The sequence below is a fragment of the Actinoplanes sichuanensis genome (assembly GCF_033097365.1).
Taxonomy (GTDB): Bacteria; Actinomycetota; Actinomycetes; order Mycobacteriales; family Micromonosporaceae; genus Actinoplanes; species Actinoplanes sichuanensis.
On the sequence record NZ_AP028461.1, the window covers coordinates 10,840,733 to 10,855,844 of the forward strand.

At 70.5% G+C, this 15,112-nt stretch carries 14 protein-coding genes; 9 read left to right on the top strand and 5 right to left on the bottom strand.

What is annotated here, in order from left to right; all coding sequences use genetic code 11:
- The first annotated feature begins 31 nt into the window (after positions 1-31).
- On the top strand, positions 32-793 hold the full coding sequence (gene dapB / locus Q0Z83_RS49890) for a 4-hydroxy-tetrahydrodipicolinate reductase (RefSeq protein ID WP_317790594.1): 762 nt from the start codon (positions 32-34) through the stop codon (positions 791-793).
- Here dapB and Q0Z83_RS49895 read toward each other — a convergent pair.
- Entirely contained in the window at positions 790-1,359 is a 570-nt protein-coding gene (locus Q0Z83_RS49895) for a GNAT family N-acetyltransferase (protein ID WP_317790595.1), read from the bottom strand. The two genes, dapB and Q0Z83_RS49895, sit on opposite strands and share 4 nt — an antisense overlap.
- Before the next feature lie 39 nt (positions 1,360-1,398).
- Here Q0Z83_RS49895 and Q0Z83_RS49900 point away from each other — a divergent pair, with 39 nt between their 5' ends.
- The 5 genes from Q0Z83_RS49900 to Q0Z83_RS49920 all read left to right on the top strand — a co-directional run bounded on the left by Q0Z83_RS49900 (position 1,399) and on the right by Q0Z83_RS49920 (position 7,459).
- A complete protein-coding gene (locus Q0Z83_RS49900) occupies positions 1,399-2,628 on the top strand; it encodes a winged helix-turn-helix domain-containing protein (RefSeq protein ID WP_317790596.1) in 1,230 nt (409 codons plus the stop codon).
- Positions 2,629-2,633: 5 nt separating this feature from the next.
- Entirely contained in the window at positions 2,634-3,173 is a 540-nt protein-coding gene (locus Q0Z83_RS49905; RefSeq protein ID WP_317790597.1) for a DUF2752 domain-containing protein, read from the top strand.
- Between the two features lie 26 nt (positions 3,174-3,199).
- Positions 3,200-4,093 (top strand): 4-hydroxy-tetrahydrodipicolinate synthase, encoded by an 894-nt coding sequence (gene dapA, locus Q0Z83_RS49910; protein WP_317790598.1) that lies wholly within the window; start codon positions 3,200-3,202, stop codon positions 4,091-4,093.
- 13 nt (positions 4,094-4,106) lie between these two features.
- Positions 4,107-5,795, top strand: coding sequence for a ribonuclease J (locus Q0Z83_RS49915; protein WP_317790599.1), 1,689 nt, complete (start codon positions 4,107-4,109; stop codon positions 5,793-5,795).
- 116 nt (positions 5,796-5,911) lie between these two features.
- A complete protein-coding gene (locus Q0Z83_RS49920; protein WP_317790600.1) occupies positions 5,912-7,459 on the top strand; it encodes a S1 family peptidase in 1,548 nt (515 codons plus the stop codon).
- A gap of 121 nt (positions 7,460-7,580) precedes the next feature.
- Here Q0Z83_RS49920 and Q0Z83_RS49925 read toward each other — a convergent pair whose 3' ends face one another.
- Complete coding sequence (locus Q0Z83_RS49925; RefSeq protein ID WP_317790601.1) at positions 7,581-8,000, bottom strand: YbjN domain-containing protein; 420 nt, start codon at positions 7,998-8,000, stop codon at positions 7,581-7,583.
- An 86-nt stretch (positions 8,001-8,086) separates the two neighbouring features.
- Between Q0Z83_RS49925 and Q0Z83_RS49930 the strand changes: the two genes are divergently transcribed.
- Entirely contained in the window at positions 8,087-10,627 is a 2,541-nt protein-coding gene (locus Q0Z83_RS49930; RefSeq protein WP_317790602.1) for a DNA translocase FtsK, read from the top strand.
- On the opposite strand, the gene Q0Z83_RS49935 is transcribed toward Q0Z83_RS49930, so the two are convergent.
- From Q0Z83_RS49935 to Q0Z83_RS49945, 3 genes are read right to left on the bottom strand one after another with little or no spacing between them, the layout of a single operon-like run.
- Positions 10,614-11,075 (bottom strand): DUF3291 domain-containing protein, encoded by a 462-nt coding sequence (locus Q0Z83_RS49935; protein WP_317790603.1) that lies wholly within the window; start codon positions 11,073-11,075, stop codon positions 10,614-10,616. The two genes, Q0Z83_RS49930 and Q0Z83_RS49935, sit on opposite strands and share 14 nt — an antisense overlap.
- 31 nt (positions 11,076-11,106) lie before the next feature.
- A complete protein-coding gene (locus tag Q0Z83_RS49940) occupies positions 11,107-11,766 on the bottom strand; it encodes a helix-turn-helix transcriptional regulator (RefSeq protein ID WP_317790604.1) in 660 nt (219 codons plus the stop codon).
- Complete coding sequence (locus tag Q0Z83_RS49945; protein ID WP_317790605.1) at positions 11,763-12,956, bottom strand: glycosyltransferase 87 family protein; 1,194 nt, start codon at positions 12,954-12,956, stop codon at positions 11,763-11,765. Before Q0Z83_RS49945 ends, Q0Z83_RS49940 begins: the two co-directional genes overlap by 4 nt.
- A 117-nt stretch (positions 12,957-13,073) precedes the next feature.
- On the opposite strand from Q0Z83_RS49945, the gene rimO reads away from it, so the two are divergent.
- Positions 13,074-14,531, top strand: coding sequence for a 30S ribosomal protein S12 methylthiotransferase RimO (rimO, locus tag Q0Z83_RS49950; RefSeq protein ID WP_317790606.1), 1,458 nt, complete (start codon positions 13,074-13,076; stop codon positions 14,529-14,531).
- The gene (pgsA, locus tag Q0Z83_RS49955) at positions 14,528-15,112 is read left to right on the top strand and encodes a CDP-diacylglycerol--glycerol-3-phosphate 3-phosphatidyltransferase (RefSeq protein ID WP_317790607.1); all 585 of its coding nucleotides are present in this window, start codon (positions 14,528-14,530) and stop codon (positions 15,110-15,112) included. The genes rimO and pgsA overlap by 4 nt, the downstream gene beginning before the upstream one ends.

Consider the following 15,112-nt stretch of genomic DNA (forward strand, 5'->3'; position numbering starts at 1 on the left):
CCGGGCGGTGGCCGTACGTTAAGTTGGCGGTGTGACTGAACTGCCTGAATCCATCCGTGTCGGTGTTCTCGGCGCCCGGGGTCGCATGGGCCTCGAGGTGTGCAAGGCGGTCGACGCCGCCGAGGATCTCGCCCTGGTGTCGATGATCGACCAGGGTGAGGAGCTGTTCCAGGCCTCCGACGCGGGCGCCCAGGTGCTGGTCGACTTCACCAACCCCGACGTGGTCATGGACAACCTGCACTGGGCGATCGAGCAGGGCATCCACGTGGTGGTCGGCACGTCCGGGTTCACCGAGGCGCGGCTGGCGAAGGTGCGTGGCTGGCTCGCCGCCAAGCCCGGCGTCGGCGTCCTGATCGCGCCGAATTTCGGCATCGGCGCGGTGCTGATGATGCAGTTCGCCGCCCGCGCCGCGCGTTACTTCGACTCGGTCGAGATCATCGAGCAGCACCACCCGCGCAAGGTGGACGCGCCGAGCGGCACCGCGATGCACACCGTCAAGGTGATCGCCGATGCGCGCGCCGCGGCGAACCGGCCGCCGATGCCCGACGCCACCAAGGAGGAGCAGCTCGGCGCCCGGGGCACCGAGATCGACGGCGTCCGCGTCCACTCGATCCGGGCCGCCGGTCTGGTGGCCCACCAGGAGGTGCTGTTCGGCACCCCCGGTGAGACGCTGACCATCCGGCACGACTCGCTGGACCGGTCGTCCTTCATGCCCGGCGTGCTGCTCGCGGTCCGTAACGTGATCACCCGGCCGGGCCTGACCATCGGCCTGGACCCGCTGCTCGAGGGCTAGGTCTCGTCCCCGCTCACCGCGACGTGCAGGCGGAGCTGCGGCACCAGGAGGTCGTCGACGTCCAGGGCCCGGCCCGCCCCGTCCGGCTCCCAGCCGGTCGAGCCGAGGAATTTCCGCATCGCCTCGTCCGCCTCGTAGACCCAGGCCACCGCGGTACGGAAACCGTCGTCCCGCCAGTTGTCGACAGCCGCCGCGAGCAGCCTGCTGCCGTGCCCGCGACGGCCCCAGCGCGGCTCGATGAGCAGGTCGGTGACGGCCGCGACGTCGTCCGGCAGCGGTTTCTCCTCGGGCGCCAGGGCCTGCTCGTCGGCCGGCCCGGACGCGGCGAAGCCGACCACGTGTGATGAGCTCTCGCCCTGCTCGACGGCGATCAGGACCCGGTGCCGGGCGGACGGCGGGGCGGTGATCGCCTCGGTCCAGCCGCGGGCCAGGTAGCCCTCGTCGAGGTTGTCCAGCACGTGTGCCGGGAACATCCGCCGGTAGGCGGTGCGCCAGGTGCTGAGCTGGATGCGAGCGATCTCCGCGGCGTCCTCGGGACGGGCGGGACGGACGAAGCCGAGTGCCATGGCGGCAACTTTGTCATACCCGTCACCTAGTCTTCCCCGGTGGCCGTGTCCGAACAGCTCTCCGTCGCCCAGGCCCGCCGGATCACCCTGGCGGCGCAGGGCTTCCTCGATCCCCGGCCGGGTGGCGCCACCGACATGCGCCACCTGCGCCGGGTGCTGCGCCGCCTGCACCTGATCCAGATGGATTCGGTGAATGTGTTGCAGCGTGCCCACTTCATGCCGCTCTACAGCCGGCTGGGGCCGTATGACCCGGGCCTGCTGGAGCGGGCCGCCTATCGCCGGCCCCGTGAGCTCTTCGAGTTCTGGGGCCACGAGGCGTCGCTCATCCGCACCGATCTGCAGCCGCTGTTCCGCTGGCGGATGGCCCGGGCGAAGGAGTTCGCCTGGGGCAACATGCGCCGCATCGCCGAGGAGCAGCCCGATCTGGTGGCCTGGGTGCTCGACGAGGTCCGGTCCCGCGGTCCGATCACCGCCGCCGAGATCGAGCACGACGCCCCGCGGACCAAGGACCACTGGGGGTGGAACTGGTCGGTCGTCAAGCAGGCGCTGGAGTGGCTCTTCTACACCGGTCAGGTGACCGCCGCCGAGCGCACCACCTCGTTCGCCAGGCGCTACGACCTGCCCGAGCGGGTGCTGCCGCCGGCGGTGCTGGCCACCCCCGACCCGTCTCCCGAGGAGGCGTTCCGCGCCCTGGTCGAGCTCTCCGCCCGGGCCCTCGGGGTGGCCGGCGAGGCCGAGCTGCGTGACTATTTCCGGCTTCCGGTGCAACCCTGCCGGACGGCGATCGCCGAGCTGGCCGAGGCCGGCGTGCTACGGCCGGTGACCGTCCCCGGGTGGAAGGCGGCCTGGCTGCACCACGAGGCACGGCTGCCCCGGCGGGTGACGTCGGCCACTCTGGTCAGCCCGTTCGACCCGCTGATCTGGGAGCGGGCCCGCACCGAGCGGCTGTTCGGCATGACCTATCGGATCGAGATCTACGTGCCCAAACCCCAGCGGCTGTACGGCTACTACGTGCTCCCGTTCCTGCTGGGCGAGCGGTTCGCGGCCCGCGTCGATCTGAAGGCCGACCGCCGGGCCGGAGAGCTGCAGATCCCGGCCGCGTGGCTGGAGCCGGGCGCCGACCCGGAGGAGACCGCCGTGGCGCTGGCGATCGAGCTGCGTCGTCTGGCCGGCTGGCTGGGCCTGCACACGGTGTCCCCACCGGAGCGCGGTGACCTGCTGGCCCCGCTGGCGAGCGCTCTGCGTGCGGGCGTCCCGGGTGTAGCGTGACGGCCATGACCGTTGCCGAGCTGCCGTCCTGGCTCGCCGACCAGCCGGTCCAGGGCCCGCCGGTCCCGCCCGAGTGGTTCCTCTACCCGGCCCCCGAGCCGGACCGGATCACCAGGTTCGTCAACCGGGTCGCGGCCCGGTCCCCGATCTGGCTGGCGCCGTTCGCGGTGCTGGCCTGCACCGGTGCCGCGGTGGGTTACACGCTGATCTCCGACCCGGCCGCCGCCCGGGCCGGGGAGGCGCCGTCCTGCCTGCTCAAATACCTGACCGGCTTCGTCTGTCCGGGCTGCGGCGGCACCCGTGCCGCGTGGTTCCTGCTGCACGGCGACCTGCCCGCGGCGGCCCGGCATCACCTGCTGTTCGTCTTCGTGGTGCCGTTCCTGATCTATCTCTACGTGGCGTGGGCCGGCCGCCGGCTGTTCCGGTGGAGGCTGCCGGAGCTCTCGATCAGTCCGGCCGTCATGATCACATTCATGGCGGTCTGGGGCGTCTGGAGCATCCTGCGTAACCTCCCATGGGCGCCGTTCACCGCTTTCTACGTGTGACCGGAGCGTCCGATAGGTTGTCAGGTATGACGCACGACCCGCGGCCCTTCGGACGGCTGCTGACCGCCATGGTGACTCCGTTCACCCCGGACGGTTCCCTGGACCTGGAGGGTGCCGCCCGGCTCGCCGCCCACCTCGTCGACGAGCAGCGCAACGACGCTCTCGTGATCAGCGGCACCACCGGAGAGTCCCCCACCACCTCCGACGCGGAAAAGGAGCGACTGCTCCGCGTCGTGATCGAGACCGTCGGGGACAGGGCACAGGTTCTGGCGGGGGTGGGCACCAACAACACCGCCCACACCATCGAGCTGGCGCACGCCGCGGAGAAAGCGGGGGCGCACGGTCTGCTGGTCGTGACGCCGTATTACAGCAAGCCGCCGCAGGCGGGCGTCGAGCGGCATTTCCGCACGGTCGCCGACGCCACCGGCCTGCCGATCATGGTCTACGACATCCCGCACCGGGCCGGCACGGCGATCACCACCGAGACGATGGTCCGGATCGCCGAGCACGAGCGCATCGTCGCGGTCAAGGACGCCAAGGGTGACCTGGTCGCCAGCTCGCACGTGCTGGCCCGGACCGATCTGGCCTACTACTCCGGCGACGACGCGGCCACCCTGCCGTTGCTCGCGATCGGCGGGGTCGGCCTGGTGGGCACGTCGACGCACTTCACCGGCAAGATCGCCAAGGAGATGATCGAGGTGTGGGAGCGGGGCGACGCGGCAGCCGCGCTGGCCCTGCACCGCACGGCTCTGCCCCTGTTCACCGGCATCTTCCGGACACAGGGGGTCATGCTGGTCAAGGCCGGTCTGGGGGCGCTCGGGCTGCCCGCCGGGCCGGTCCGCTCGCCGCTGGTCGACGCGACCGGTGAGGAATTGAACCAACTGCGCCAGGACGCCGCCGCGGCCGGCATCGTGCTCTGACAGGAAGATGCGTATGACTAACGCTCACATCGAGCTGGGTCCGCCGCCGCCGCTGCCGGAGGGCGCCCTGCGCGTCATCCCGCTCGGTGGGCTGGGCGCCATCGGCCGCAACATGACGGTCTTCGAATACGACGGGAAGCTGCTGGTAGTCGACTGCGGGGTGCTCTTCCCCGACGTCGAGCAACCGGGCGTCGACCTGATCCTGCCCGACTTCGCGCCGATCCTGGACCGGCTGGAGGACGTGCAGGCGATCGTGCTGACCCACGGGCACGAGGACCACATCGGCGCGGTGCCCTACCTGCTGGCCCACAAGCCGGACATTCCGTTGGTCGGCTCGGAGTTCACGCTCGCGCTGGTCGAGGCGAAACTGGCCGAGCGGCGGCTCGACCCGTATACGTTGACCGTCCGCGAGGGCGGCGTGGAGCGGCTCGGCCCGTTCGAGTGCGAGTTCTTCGCGGTCAACCACTCGATCCCGGACGCCCTGGCCGTCGCCGTGCGTACTCCGGCGGGTCTGGTCCTGCACACCGGTGACTTCAAGATGGACCAGGTGCCGCTGGACGGGCGGATCACCGACCTGGCCGGCTTCGCCCGGCTCGGGGCCGAGGGCGTCGACCTGCTGCTGTCCGACTCGACGAACGCCGAGGTGCCCGGGTTCGTGACCCCGGAGCGCGACATCGGCCCGGTGCTCAGCTCGATCTTCGGCAAGGCGAGCGGCCGGATCATCGTGGCCAGCTTCGCCTCGCATGTGCACCGGGTGCAGCAGGTGATGGACTCGGCCTGGGAGTTCGACCGCAAGGTCGCGCTGATCGGCCGGTCCATGGTCCGCAACATGGGCATCGCCCGTGACCTGGGCCTGCTGCGCATCCCGGAGGGCCTGCTGGTCGGCCTGGACGAGGCCACCCACCTGCCGCCCGACGAGATCGTCTTCATGTCCACCGGTTCGCAGGGCGAGCCGATGAGCGCGCTGGGCCGGATGTCCACGGGCGACCACCGACACATCACCATCGCTCCCGGCGACACGGTCGTGCTGGCCAGTTCGCTGGTGCCGGGTAACGAGACATCGGTCTACCGGGTGATCAACCAGCTGTCCCGGGCCGGCGCCACGGTCGTCCACAAGGAGACGGCGAAGGTGCACGTCTCCGGCCACGCGCCCGCCGGTGAGCTGCGCTACCTGCTCAACGTGACCCGCCCGAGCAACCTGATGCCGGTGCACGGCGAGTGGCGGCACCTGCGCGCGCACGCCCAGCTCGGCATCGAGACCGGGGTCGCCCCGGACCGGGTGGTGCTCTGCGAGGACGGTGACGTGGTCGACCTGGTCGAGGGCCACGCCCGCGTGGTCGGCCGGGTGAAGAGCCGGTATGTCTACGTGGACGGTCTCGCGGTCGGTGACGTCAGCGAGTCGCTGCTCACCGAGCGCCGGATCCTCGGTGACGGTGGGTTCATCGCGGCCACCGTGGTCATCGACTCGGTGACCGGAAAGGTGGTCGGCGAGCCGGTCATCTCGGCGAAGGGTTTCTCCGAGGACCCGGAGGCGTTCAACCCGGTCGTCCCGCTGCTGACCGCGGCCCTGCACCGCTCGGCCGAGGACGGCATCACCGACACCCACCAGCTACAACAGGTGGTCAGGCGCACGGTGGGCCGCTGGGTGAACGACGCCTATCGGCGGCGGCCGATGATCGTGCCGACGGTCGTCGAGGTCTGAGAAAACCTGTGTAATCCATAAGAGTCAGCGTCCGTTTCAACCATCTTGGGTCGAGCTGCGTACTCCCAGGCACCGGTGCCGCCCCCACGGCACCCGTGGCGGAGGGAGTTCTCCAGATGCAGCGCAGTGCGATCGCCGTAGGGGCGGTTGTTGCGGTGGCGGGTGCGGCGGCGGTCGCCTTCACCCTGCCGTCGCTCGCCGGCACCGAAGAGACCGGCGGGTCGAAGGCTTCGAGCACTCCGGGCGGATTGTCCCCGGAGTTGCTCGCGGCCATGAAACGTGACCTCGGTCTCGACAGTGAACAGGCGGCCACCCGGCTGGCCCGCTCGGAGTGGGCGGGCGGAGTCTCGGCGACGCTCGCCGCGCAGACCGGTGAGGATTTCGCGGGTGCCTGGCTCGCGTCCGACGGCACCACGCTCAAGGTCGCGGTGACCGACTCCGACGCGGCGTCGGCGGTGAAGGCCGCCGGTGCCGTACCGGTGCTGGTCAAGCGGAGCGAAGCCGAGCTCGACGCGTTGAAGACCAAGCTCGACTCGGCCGCGGCCGAGGTCGACGGTCTCACCGGCTGGTACGTCGACGTGCCGACCAACAAGGTGGTCGTGGTCGCGCAGCCCGGTGAGAAGTCCGAGGCGCTCGCCGTGGCCCGCCGGGCCGGTGTCGCCACCGAGGCGCTGACCGTGAAGATCAGCGACGCGCAGCCGAAGCCGCTGTTCGACGTCCGTGGCGCGGACCCGTACTTCATCAACATCGGTGGTGGCCAGGCCCGCTGCTCGATCGGCTTCTCGGTGACGACAGGTTTCGTCACGGCCGGTCACTGCGGCGAGGAGGGCACCGCCACCACCGGCTTCAACAACGAGGCGCAGGGCACCGTCGAGTTCTCGGTCTTCCCGGGCAACGCCGACATGGGCTTCGTCGCGGTGAACGACGACTGGACCCCGCGTCCGGTGGTCAACGACTTCGAGGGCAACGAGCTGCCGGTGGCCGGCAACACCGAGGCCCCGGTCGGCGCGGCGATCTGCCGTTCCGGTTCCACCACCGGCACGTTCTGCGGCACGATCCTGGCCAAGAACCAGACGGTCCAGTACCCGGAGGGCACGGTCACCGGCCTGACCCGTACCGACGTCTGCGCCGAGGGTGGCGACTCCGGTGGGCCGTGGCTCTCCGGCGACCAGGCCCAGGGTGTGACCTCGGGTGGTTCCGGCGACTGCACCGCCGGTGGTGAGACGTTCTTCCAGCCGCTCAACGAGATCCTGGCGGCGCAGAACCTGACCCTGGTCACCACCGAGGGTGAGGGTGGCGCCGAGGCGCCGCCGGCCTCCGCGCCGCCGGCCGAGGAGGGCGAGGAGGCGTCCGCGTGTGACGCTCTGCCGGTCCAGCGCGACGGCACCATCAACCGGGCCGGTCAGGCGCAGGCGCAGCCGAACGGCGGGGCCTACCGGGCCCGGGCCGGCACGCACACCGCCTGCCTGGACGCCCCGGACGGTGCCGACTTCGACCTGGTGCTGCAGAAGGCGAACAACCGGGGCCAGTTCAAGACGGTGGCCCAGTCCACCGGTACCGGTGACAAGACGCTGTCCTTCACCGGCCGTTCCGGCACCTACCGGTACGTCGTGGTGGCCACCGCCGGCACCGGCGCGTACAGCCTGGGCTTCAACGTCCAGTAACGGCTGATCCGGGACGGGTCCGGGCGTGGAAGCCGCCCGGACCGGTCCCACCGCCGGGCCCGGAGACCTTAAGCCCGGCCGGGGCTCCGTGATCCGGCGACCAGGATCGGGGTCCTCACGCTCAGCGTGAGGACCCCGATTTCATCTCCCCGAGCGCCTCGCCGAGCCGGCAGCCGGTCGCCACCCCACAGAGAATGACCTGATCGAGTTGTTCGAGGGTGGCGCCGTGCTCCCAGTCGGTGGTGACCTCGCCCACCACGATGGCCTGTCCCTCGTCGGTCACCTGCACGTACGCCTTGGGCCACAGCTGATCCCGGTTCCACGTGTTGCAGAACTCGTAGAGCTTCGGCACGTCCTCGACCGAGAACACGTGCTGCATCATCGCCCGCACCTGGAGGATCTCCTGCCGCTGGCCGAGGCGGAAGAAGTAGATGAGATTGCCCTGGAAGTTGCCGGCGATGTCACCGTCGGCATCGACGAAGTACGCGAAGCCGCGCTTGTCCAGGGCGGCCTTGATCAAGTCGTTGCTGAGAGGCTGCACCTTACGATGGTAAATGCCGGGAAAGTGAAAAGCAGTCGCGGTGCGCCTTCTCGGCAGACCGGCCGCACCCGGCTACGGTGACACCCATGGCGGGCCGAACTCCTCCGGCGGGCCGGAGCCGCGCCGCGTCCACGACTCGGGGCGCGGCGGTCAACCGTGCCCAGCAACCGGCACGTAAATCGACGGGTAAGGCTACCGGTAAGGCGCCTGCGCGCAAACCGGCCGCCCGACGTCCCGCGGTCCGTAAGGCGCCGCCGCCCGCGGTCGGTCCGGGCATCGCCCGCGGCCTCGGCAGCCTCTGGCTCGGCGTGGCAGGCGGGGTCGGCTGGCTGGCCCGCGGGGCCGGTCGGCAGGCGGCCAGCGCCCGGGCGATCGGCCCCGAGCACCGCCGGGACGGCGCCGGGCTGTTCATGCTCGGTGTCGCCATCCTGATCGCGGTCGCGGTCTGGGCGGGCAGCGCCGGTCCGGTCGGCCTCTGGGTGGCCGACATGGTGCGGCTGTTCCTCGGCAGCCTCGCGGTGCTCCTGCCGCTACTGCTGTTCTACGGTTCGATCCGGCTGATGCGCCAGCCGGTCGACCCGGAGCACCGTGGGCGCACCCTGGTCGGCTGGACCGCGATCATCGTGGCCACCGCGGCGCTGCTGCACATCTCCGGCCCGCGATCGGACAATCCGACCGTCGACCAGGCCGGGGGACTGCTCGGCTTCGGGGTCGGTGGGCTGCTCGAGCGTGCGGTGACCGACTGGGTGGCCGTACCGCTGCTGCTGTTGCTCTTCGCCTTCGGTCTCCTGGTGATCACCGCGACGCCGATCGCCAAGATCCCGGAGCGCGTCGCGCTCCTGCTCGACCTGGTCTCCGGCCGTTCCGGCCGGCACACCGAGCGCCCGATCGCAGAGCCGGACGCGGACCTGGACGTGGATCTGGACGAGATCCTGGAGGAGCCGGCGAAGCCGCGGCGCCCGGCCCGACGGCGGCAGGCCTCGCAGGCCCCGGTCACGCCACTGGCCGATGAGGAACCGCCGGACGACTTCGACGAAGAGATCATCCTGCACGACACGGTGGCCCTGCCGAAGCTGCCGAAGACCCGCAAGAAGGCGGCGCCCGAGCACTCGCCGATGCCGCCGACCCGGGCCGAGCAGCTGGAGATCTCGGCGGTCAAGGGCGACTACCGCCTGCCGCCGGCGAACATCCTCGCCACCGGTGCCCCGCCCAAGGCCCGCAGCCGTGCCAACGACGAGATCATGGCCGCGCTCACCGGTGTGTTCGAGCAGTTCAACGTGGACGCGGTGGTGACCGGCTTCACCCGTGGACCGACGGTCACCCGGTACGAGGTGGAGATCGGCCCCGGTACCAAGGTGGAGCGGATCACCCAGCTCTCCCGCAACATCGCCTACGCGGTGAAGTCGCCGGACGTGCGGATCCTGAGCCCGATCCCGGGCAAGAGCGCGGTGGGCGTGGAGATCCCCAACACCGATCCGGAGAACGTGTCGCTCGGTGACGTGCTGCGCTCCCGGGCGGCCGCCTCCGACCACCACCCGATGGTGGTGGCCCTCGGCAAGGACATCGAGGGCGGCTTCGTCGTGGCGAACCTGGCCAAGATGCCGCACATCCTCATCGCGGGCGCCACCGGCGCGGGCAAGAGCTCCTGCCTCAACTCGCTGCTGGTGTCGCTTCTCACCAGATCGACACCGGACGAGGTACGGCTGCTCCTGGTCGACCCCAAGCGGGTGGAGATGACGGCGTACGAGGGGATCCCGCACCTCGTCACGCCGATCATCACGAACCCGAAGAAGGCCGCCGACGCCCTGGAGTGGGTCGTCCGCGAGATGGACATGCGTTACGACGACCTCGCCGCCAACGGGGTACGCCACATCGACGACTTCAACCGCAAGGTCCGCAGCGGCGAGATCACGGCGCCGCCGGGCAGCGAGCGGGAGATGAAGCCGTACCCGTACCTCCTGGTGATCATCGACGAGCTGGCCGACCTGATGATGGTCGCCCCGCGTGACGTGGAGGACTCGGTCGTCCGGATCACCCAGCTGGCCCGGGCCGCCGGCATCCACCTGGTGCTCGCCACCCAGCGGCCGTCGGTGGACGTGGTCACCGGTCTGATCAAGGCGAACGTGCCGTCCCGGCTCGCCTTCGCCACGTCCTCGCTGGCCGACTCCCGGGTCATCCTGGACCAGCCGGGCGCGGAGAAGCTGCTCGGCCGCGGCGACGGTCTCTTCCTGCCGATGGGTGCCTCCAAGCCGACCCGTATCCAGGGCGCCTGGGTCGACGAGACGGAGATCGCGGCGGTCGTCAAGTTCTGCAAGGACCAGCGTGAGCCGGAGTTCCGCGAGGACGTCACCGAGGTTCCGCAGAGCAAGAAGAAGGAGATCGACGAGGAGATCGGCGACGACCTGGCGTTGCTGATCCAGGCCATCGAGCTGGTGGTGTCCAGCCAGTTCGGCTCGACCTCGATGCTTCAGCGCAAGCTGCGGGTGGGTTTCGCGAAGGCGGGCCGCCTGATGGACCTGATGGAGACCCGGGGCATCGTCGGGCCGTCCGAGGGTTCGAAGGCCCGCGACGTGCTGGTCAAACCGGACGAGCTGGAAGAGTCACTGGCCGCGCTCAAGGTCGACTGAGCTCCGGCGCGGGGAACGGCTGCCGGAACGTGAACGCCCGCGGTCCGGGGCCCTCCGCGCCGAGCAGAGCCAGCCGCTGCAGGCCGTCCCGGAGTGTCGGGATGCGGCCGGCCTCGACCCACCACAGCACCATCGCCGACTCGCCGGGAACGAACCACTCCCGGCGGCGGCGCAGGTAGTCGAGGTGGGTGGAGTGGTAGACGTAGCCGCGAAGTGCCTCCAGGGACTCCCAGACCGACATCGTGGCGATCATCTCGGGCGGCGCCGGCTGGATCCCGAGCGCCGCCAGATCGACGTCCTCCTCCTTGAGTCGCCAGACGAAGCCGGGGGAGCGGTCGGCCAGTTCGTTCATCAGGTCGACGCCCGCGGTGAATTCGGCGACCAGGGGATCCCCCTCCGGGGCACGGAGCTTGGCGACGTTCATCTGAGCCACATGGAAGTCCGTCATGCGGTCACTTCATCAGGCCGTACAACTAAAGTCAATTGGTTTTGTTTTTAGAGACGGTGACGCAGCAGCGGCCCGGCGCCGGATCCATCCGGGCGCACCATTCGTCGGCCAGCCCGGCGCCCTCCAGCAGGCCGTTGAGCATGGCCAGGTTCATCCCGCAGATCAGCGGCGGGAACTGCTCGGCCACCCGGTGATAGGGGCAGTTGCGCAGTTCGATCCGACCGTCCTCGCGGGTCGCCGGCTGGTAGCCGTTGCCGGTGAGCAGGGTCGTGACGTCCGGCTCCGGCCCGGCCTTGCGGCCGTGCTCCTCGGCCACGCGATACAGGGTCTCCTCGGCGCCGGACCGCTCCAGGGCCTCGGCCAGCAACTCGGCGGCGCTGCGATAGGCCCGCGGCGGCACGCTCACCGCGTGCTCCGCCGCGGACAGCCGGTACAGCTTGGCGGGGCGTCCGGCGCCCGGCCCGCTCCGGCCCGATCGGCGGGCGTACGAGACCTCGAGCAACCCGGCATCGACGAGTTTGTCCAGATGGAACGCGGCCAGGGTGCGACCCACGCCGAGCGCCTCGGCCACCTCGTCCCGCCCGGCCGGATCCGGCGCCGCGTCGGCCACCGCCCGGTACGCCGCCCGCCGCACCCGGTCGGCGAGCGCGGTCACGGCGTCGAGGTCGTCCAGATGGTCGGGAGTCGTCACTCCGCCATCGTATTGCCAACCACCTTTGGCGGTAGAGGCGTGCTCACGCGCTCCCGCAGCACGTCCCGGACCAGGGTGTGCCCGACCGCGATCAGCGCGGCCAACATCAGCGCCGCGAGCATCCGCAGATCCAGCTGCAGCAGGGTCTGGCCGAACAGGAAATAGGTGTAGGAGCCCAACGAGGCCGCCTGGACCAGCAGCGGCACGAACCACAATCGGGGCACGTAGAAGACCAGTACCACGGTCAGCACGTCGGCCAGGTAGAAGTACCGCTCGTGCATGCCGGGCAGCCCGAACGGGATCAGCATCGCGAAGAGCGCCGCCAGCGTCACGATCCGGGTCTCGTCCAGCCGCGCCCGCCGAGCGATCACCAGCAGGAAGACGCCCAGCACCAGCGCCGCGGTGAGCAGATAACCCAGGTGCCGGGCGGTGTCCAACCGGCGGGTGCCCTCCAGGAAGGCGAAGATCGTCGGGGCCTTGGTGGTCAGCTCGTCGATGATCCCGGCCTGCCGGTCCAGGCTGTAGATGGTGAACAGCTCACCCGGCGACCGACCCAGCAGCAGCGCCGGCAGGCTCAGCGCCAGCCAGACGGCGGGCACCGCGAGCAGTGTCCGCGCCCGCAGCCGGCCGGCCAGCACGAGCAGCGCCACCAGCGCGAAGATGAAGATGCCGTGCGGCTTGAAGGCCAGCGACACGGTGCACAGCGCAACACCCCACCAGCCCCGGCCGCGGGCCAGCATCCACACCCCACCGACCGCGAACGACGCCCACATCGAGTCGATCTGCCCCCAGACCGACGCGTTGATCACCACGGTCGGCAGCAGGATCACCACGAGCGCCGCGGCGATCCCGGCCCGGCGGCCCCGGTGCATCTCCACCAGCCGGAACACGAAGAACGCCAGCAACAGGTCGAAGGCCGCGTGGACCAGCTTGATCCCGATCAGCAGCGGAACCGGCAGCACCGAGGCGAACCAGAGCAGGTACATGAACGGCGCGTTGTAGTTGCCGATCGCCTCGCCCAGCCCGCGCCAGCCTCCGGCCCGCTCCAACTGGTCGTGCCAGTCGAAGAAGATCTGCATGTCACGGGTCGTCTCCGAGCGGCCCGCGTAGCGCGCCGCGAAGGCCACCACCAACAGACAGACGACCAGGAACAGCTCCGCGCGCCGCTGTGGATCACGAAGGGTGGACATGAGGAGGGACGATATCGACCCGGCGCCACACTTTCGTGCCCACCGGGCGAATCGGATGTTTCCGGGACCGGCCGAGCGGAGGAAGGCCGTCTCCGGGCGGCCCGGTAACCTTGTCGGGTGTCTGGAACTCCTCCCACCCGCCGTGTCGCCCTGCTGACCCTGGGCTGTGCCCGTAACGAGGTCGACTCGGAAGAGCTGGCCGCCCGCCTCGACGCCGGCGGTTGGGAGGTCGGCACCGACGCCGAGGGCGCCGACGTGGTCGTCGTCAACACCTGCGGCTTCGTCGAGAAGGCCAAGCAGGACTCGATCGACACGCTGCTCGCCGCGGCCGACACCGGCGCCAAGGTGGTCGCCGCCGGGTGCATGGCCGAGCGGTATGGCAAGGAGCTCGCCGAGAACCTCCCCGAGGCGAACGCGGTGCTCGGCTTCGACGACTACACCGACATCACCGACCGCCTGGAGAGCGTGCTGCGCGGCGAGAGCCACGTCTCGCACGTCCCGCGTGACCGCCGTGAGCTGCTCCCGATCACGCCCGTCGAGCGGCACGCGAGCAAGGTGGTCGTGCCCGGTCACGCCACCGTCGACGAGCACACCCCGGCCCACCTGCGAAAGGTGCTGCGCCGTCGGCTCGACAACGGCCCGGTGGCCTCGCTCAAGCTGGCCAGCGGCTGCGACCGGCGCTGCGCGTTCTGCGCGATCCCGGCCTTCCGTGGCGCCTTCGTCTCCCGCGACCCGCAGGAGCTGCTGGCCGAGGCCGAGTGGCTGGCCAAATCCGGTGTCCGCGAGCTGGTCCTGGTGAGTGAGAACAGCACGTCCTACGGCAAGGACCTGGGCGACCCGCGCCTGCTGGAGAAACTGCTGCCACAGCTGGCCGCGGTCGACGGCATCGTCCGGGTCCGGGCCAGCTACCTCCAGCCCGCCGAGACCCGCCCCGGCCTGGTCGAGGCGATCGCCACCACCCCCGGCGTGGCCGCCTACTTCGACCTCTCCTTCCAGCACTCCAGCGAGCCGGTGCTGCGCCGGATGCGGCGGTTCGGCTCCACCGACCGCTTCCTGGAGCTGCTCGACTCGGCCCGCAAGCTGTCCCCGGCGGCCGGCGCCCGGAGCAACTTCATCGTCGGCTTCCCCGGCGAGACGAAGCAGGACGTGGACGAGCTGATCCGCTTCCTCACCGAGGCGCGCCTCGACGCCATCGGCGTCTTCGACTACAGCGACGAGGACGGGACCGAGGCCGCGGGCCTGTCCGGCAAGCTGAGCGACGCGACGATCAAGCGGCGGTACGCGAAGGTGGTCGCCCTCGCCGAGGAGCTCTGCGCTCAGCGTGCCGAGGACCGGATCGGCGACACGGTCGAGGTCCTGGTCGACACGATCGACGACGGCGAGATCGAGGGCCGCGCCGAGCACCAGGCTCCCGAGGTCGACGGCTCCACCACCCTGGTCGCCGGTGGTGACGGGGTCGACCTGACCATGCTGCGCCCCGGTGATCTGGTCCGCGCCCGCGTCACCGGCACCGAGGGCGTGGACCTGATCGCGGTGCCGACGGAGATGATCTCGGCCGCCCCGGTGACCCGGTGACCGACGAGCCGGTGCCCGCGCCGCGCGTGGTGTCGCTCTACAACGCGGCGAACGCGTTGACCGTGGTCCGGATCGTGCTGGTGCCGGTCTTCCTCGTCCTGGTCGTCGTCTCCCAGATGAACGACCCGGATTGGCGGATCGCCGCGTGCCTGGCGTTCTGCATCGCCTCGGCGACCGATTTCGCGGACGGCTGGATCGCCCGGAGGTGGCATCTGGTCACCTCGTTCGGCAAGGTCGCCGACCCGATCGCGGACAAGGCGCTCACCGGCACCGCCCTGGTCCTGCTCTCCCTCTACGGCCCGCTGTCGTGGTGGGTGACCGTGATCATCCTGATCCGTGAGTGGGGCGTCACCGCTCTCCGCTTCTGGGTCATCAGGTATGGCATCATCCCCGCCTCCCGGGGTGGCAAGCTCAAGACCGGGCTGCAGACCGCCGCCATCACGTGGTACCTGTGGCCCGTACCGGAGCCGTTCCATCTGGTCGGTGTGGCGCTGATGGGCGCCGCCCTGGTGGTCACCGTGGTCACCGGTGCCGACTACGTCCTTCAGGCGCTCAGGCTGCGGCGCGGCGCCCGACCGTAG

Bases quoted from the DNA above. Each gene is read 5' to 3' on its own strand.
- Q0Z83_RS49895 (WP_317790595.1), bottom strand. From the start codon at position 1,359: ATGGCACTCGGCTTCGTCCGTCCCGCCCGTCCCGAGGACGCCGCGGAG.
- Q0Z83_RS49930 (WP_317790602.1), top strand. From the start codon at position 8,087: ATGGCGGGCCGAACTCCTCCGGCGGGCCGGAGCCGCGCCGCGTCCACG.
- Q0Z83_RS49945 (WP_317790605.1), bottom strand. From the start codon at position 12,956: ATGTCCACCCTTCGTGATCCACAGCGGCGCGCGGAGCTGTTCCTGGTC.
- Q0Z83_RS49915 (WP_317790599.1), top strand. From the start codon at position 4,107: ATGACTAACGCTCACATCGAGCTGGGTCCGCCGCCGCCGCTGCCGGAG.
- Q0Z83_RS49920 (WP_317790600.1), top strand. From the start codon at position 5,912: ATGCAGCGCAGTGCGATCGCCGTAGGGGCGGTTGTTGCGGTGGCGGGT.
- Q0Z83_RS49935 (WP_317790603.1), bottom strand. From the start codon at position 11,075: ATGACGGACTTCCATGTGGCTCAGATGAACGTCGCCAAGCTCCGTGCC.
- Q0Z83_RS49905 (WP_317790597.1), top strand. From the start codon at position 2,634: ATGACCGTTGCCGAGCTGCCGTCCTGGCTCGCCGACCAGCCGGTCCAG.
- dapA (WP_317790598.1), top strand. From the start codon at position 3,200: ATGACGCACGACCCGCGGCCCTTCGGACGGCTGCTGACCGCCATGGTG.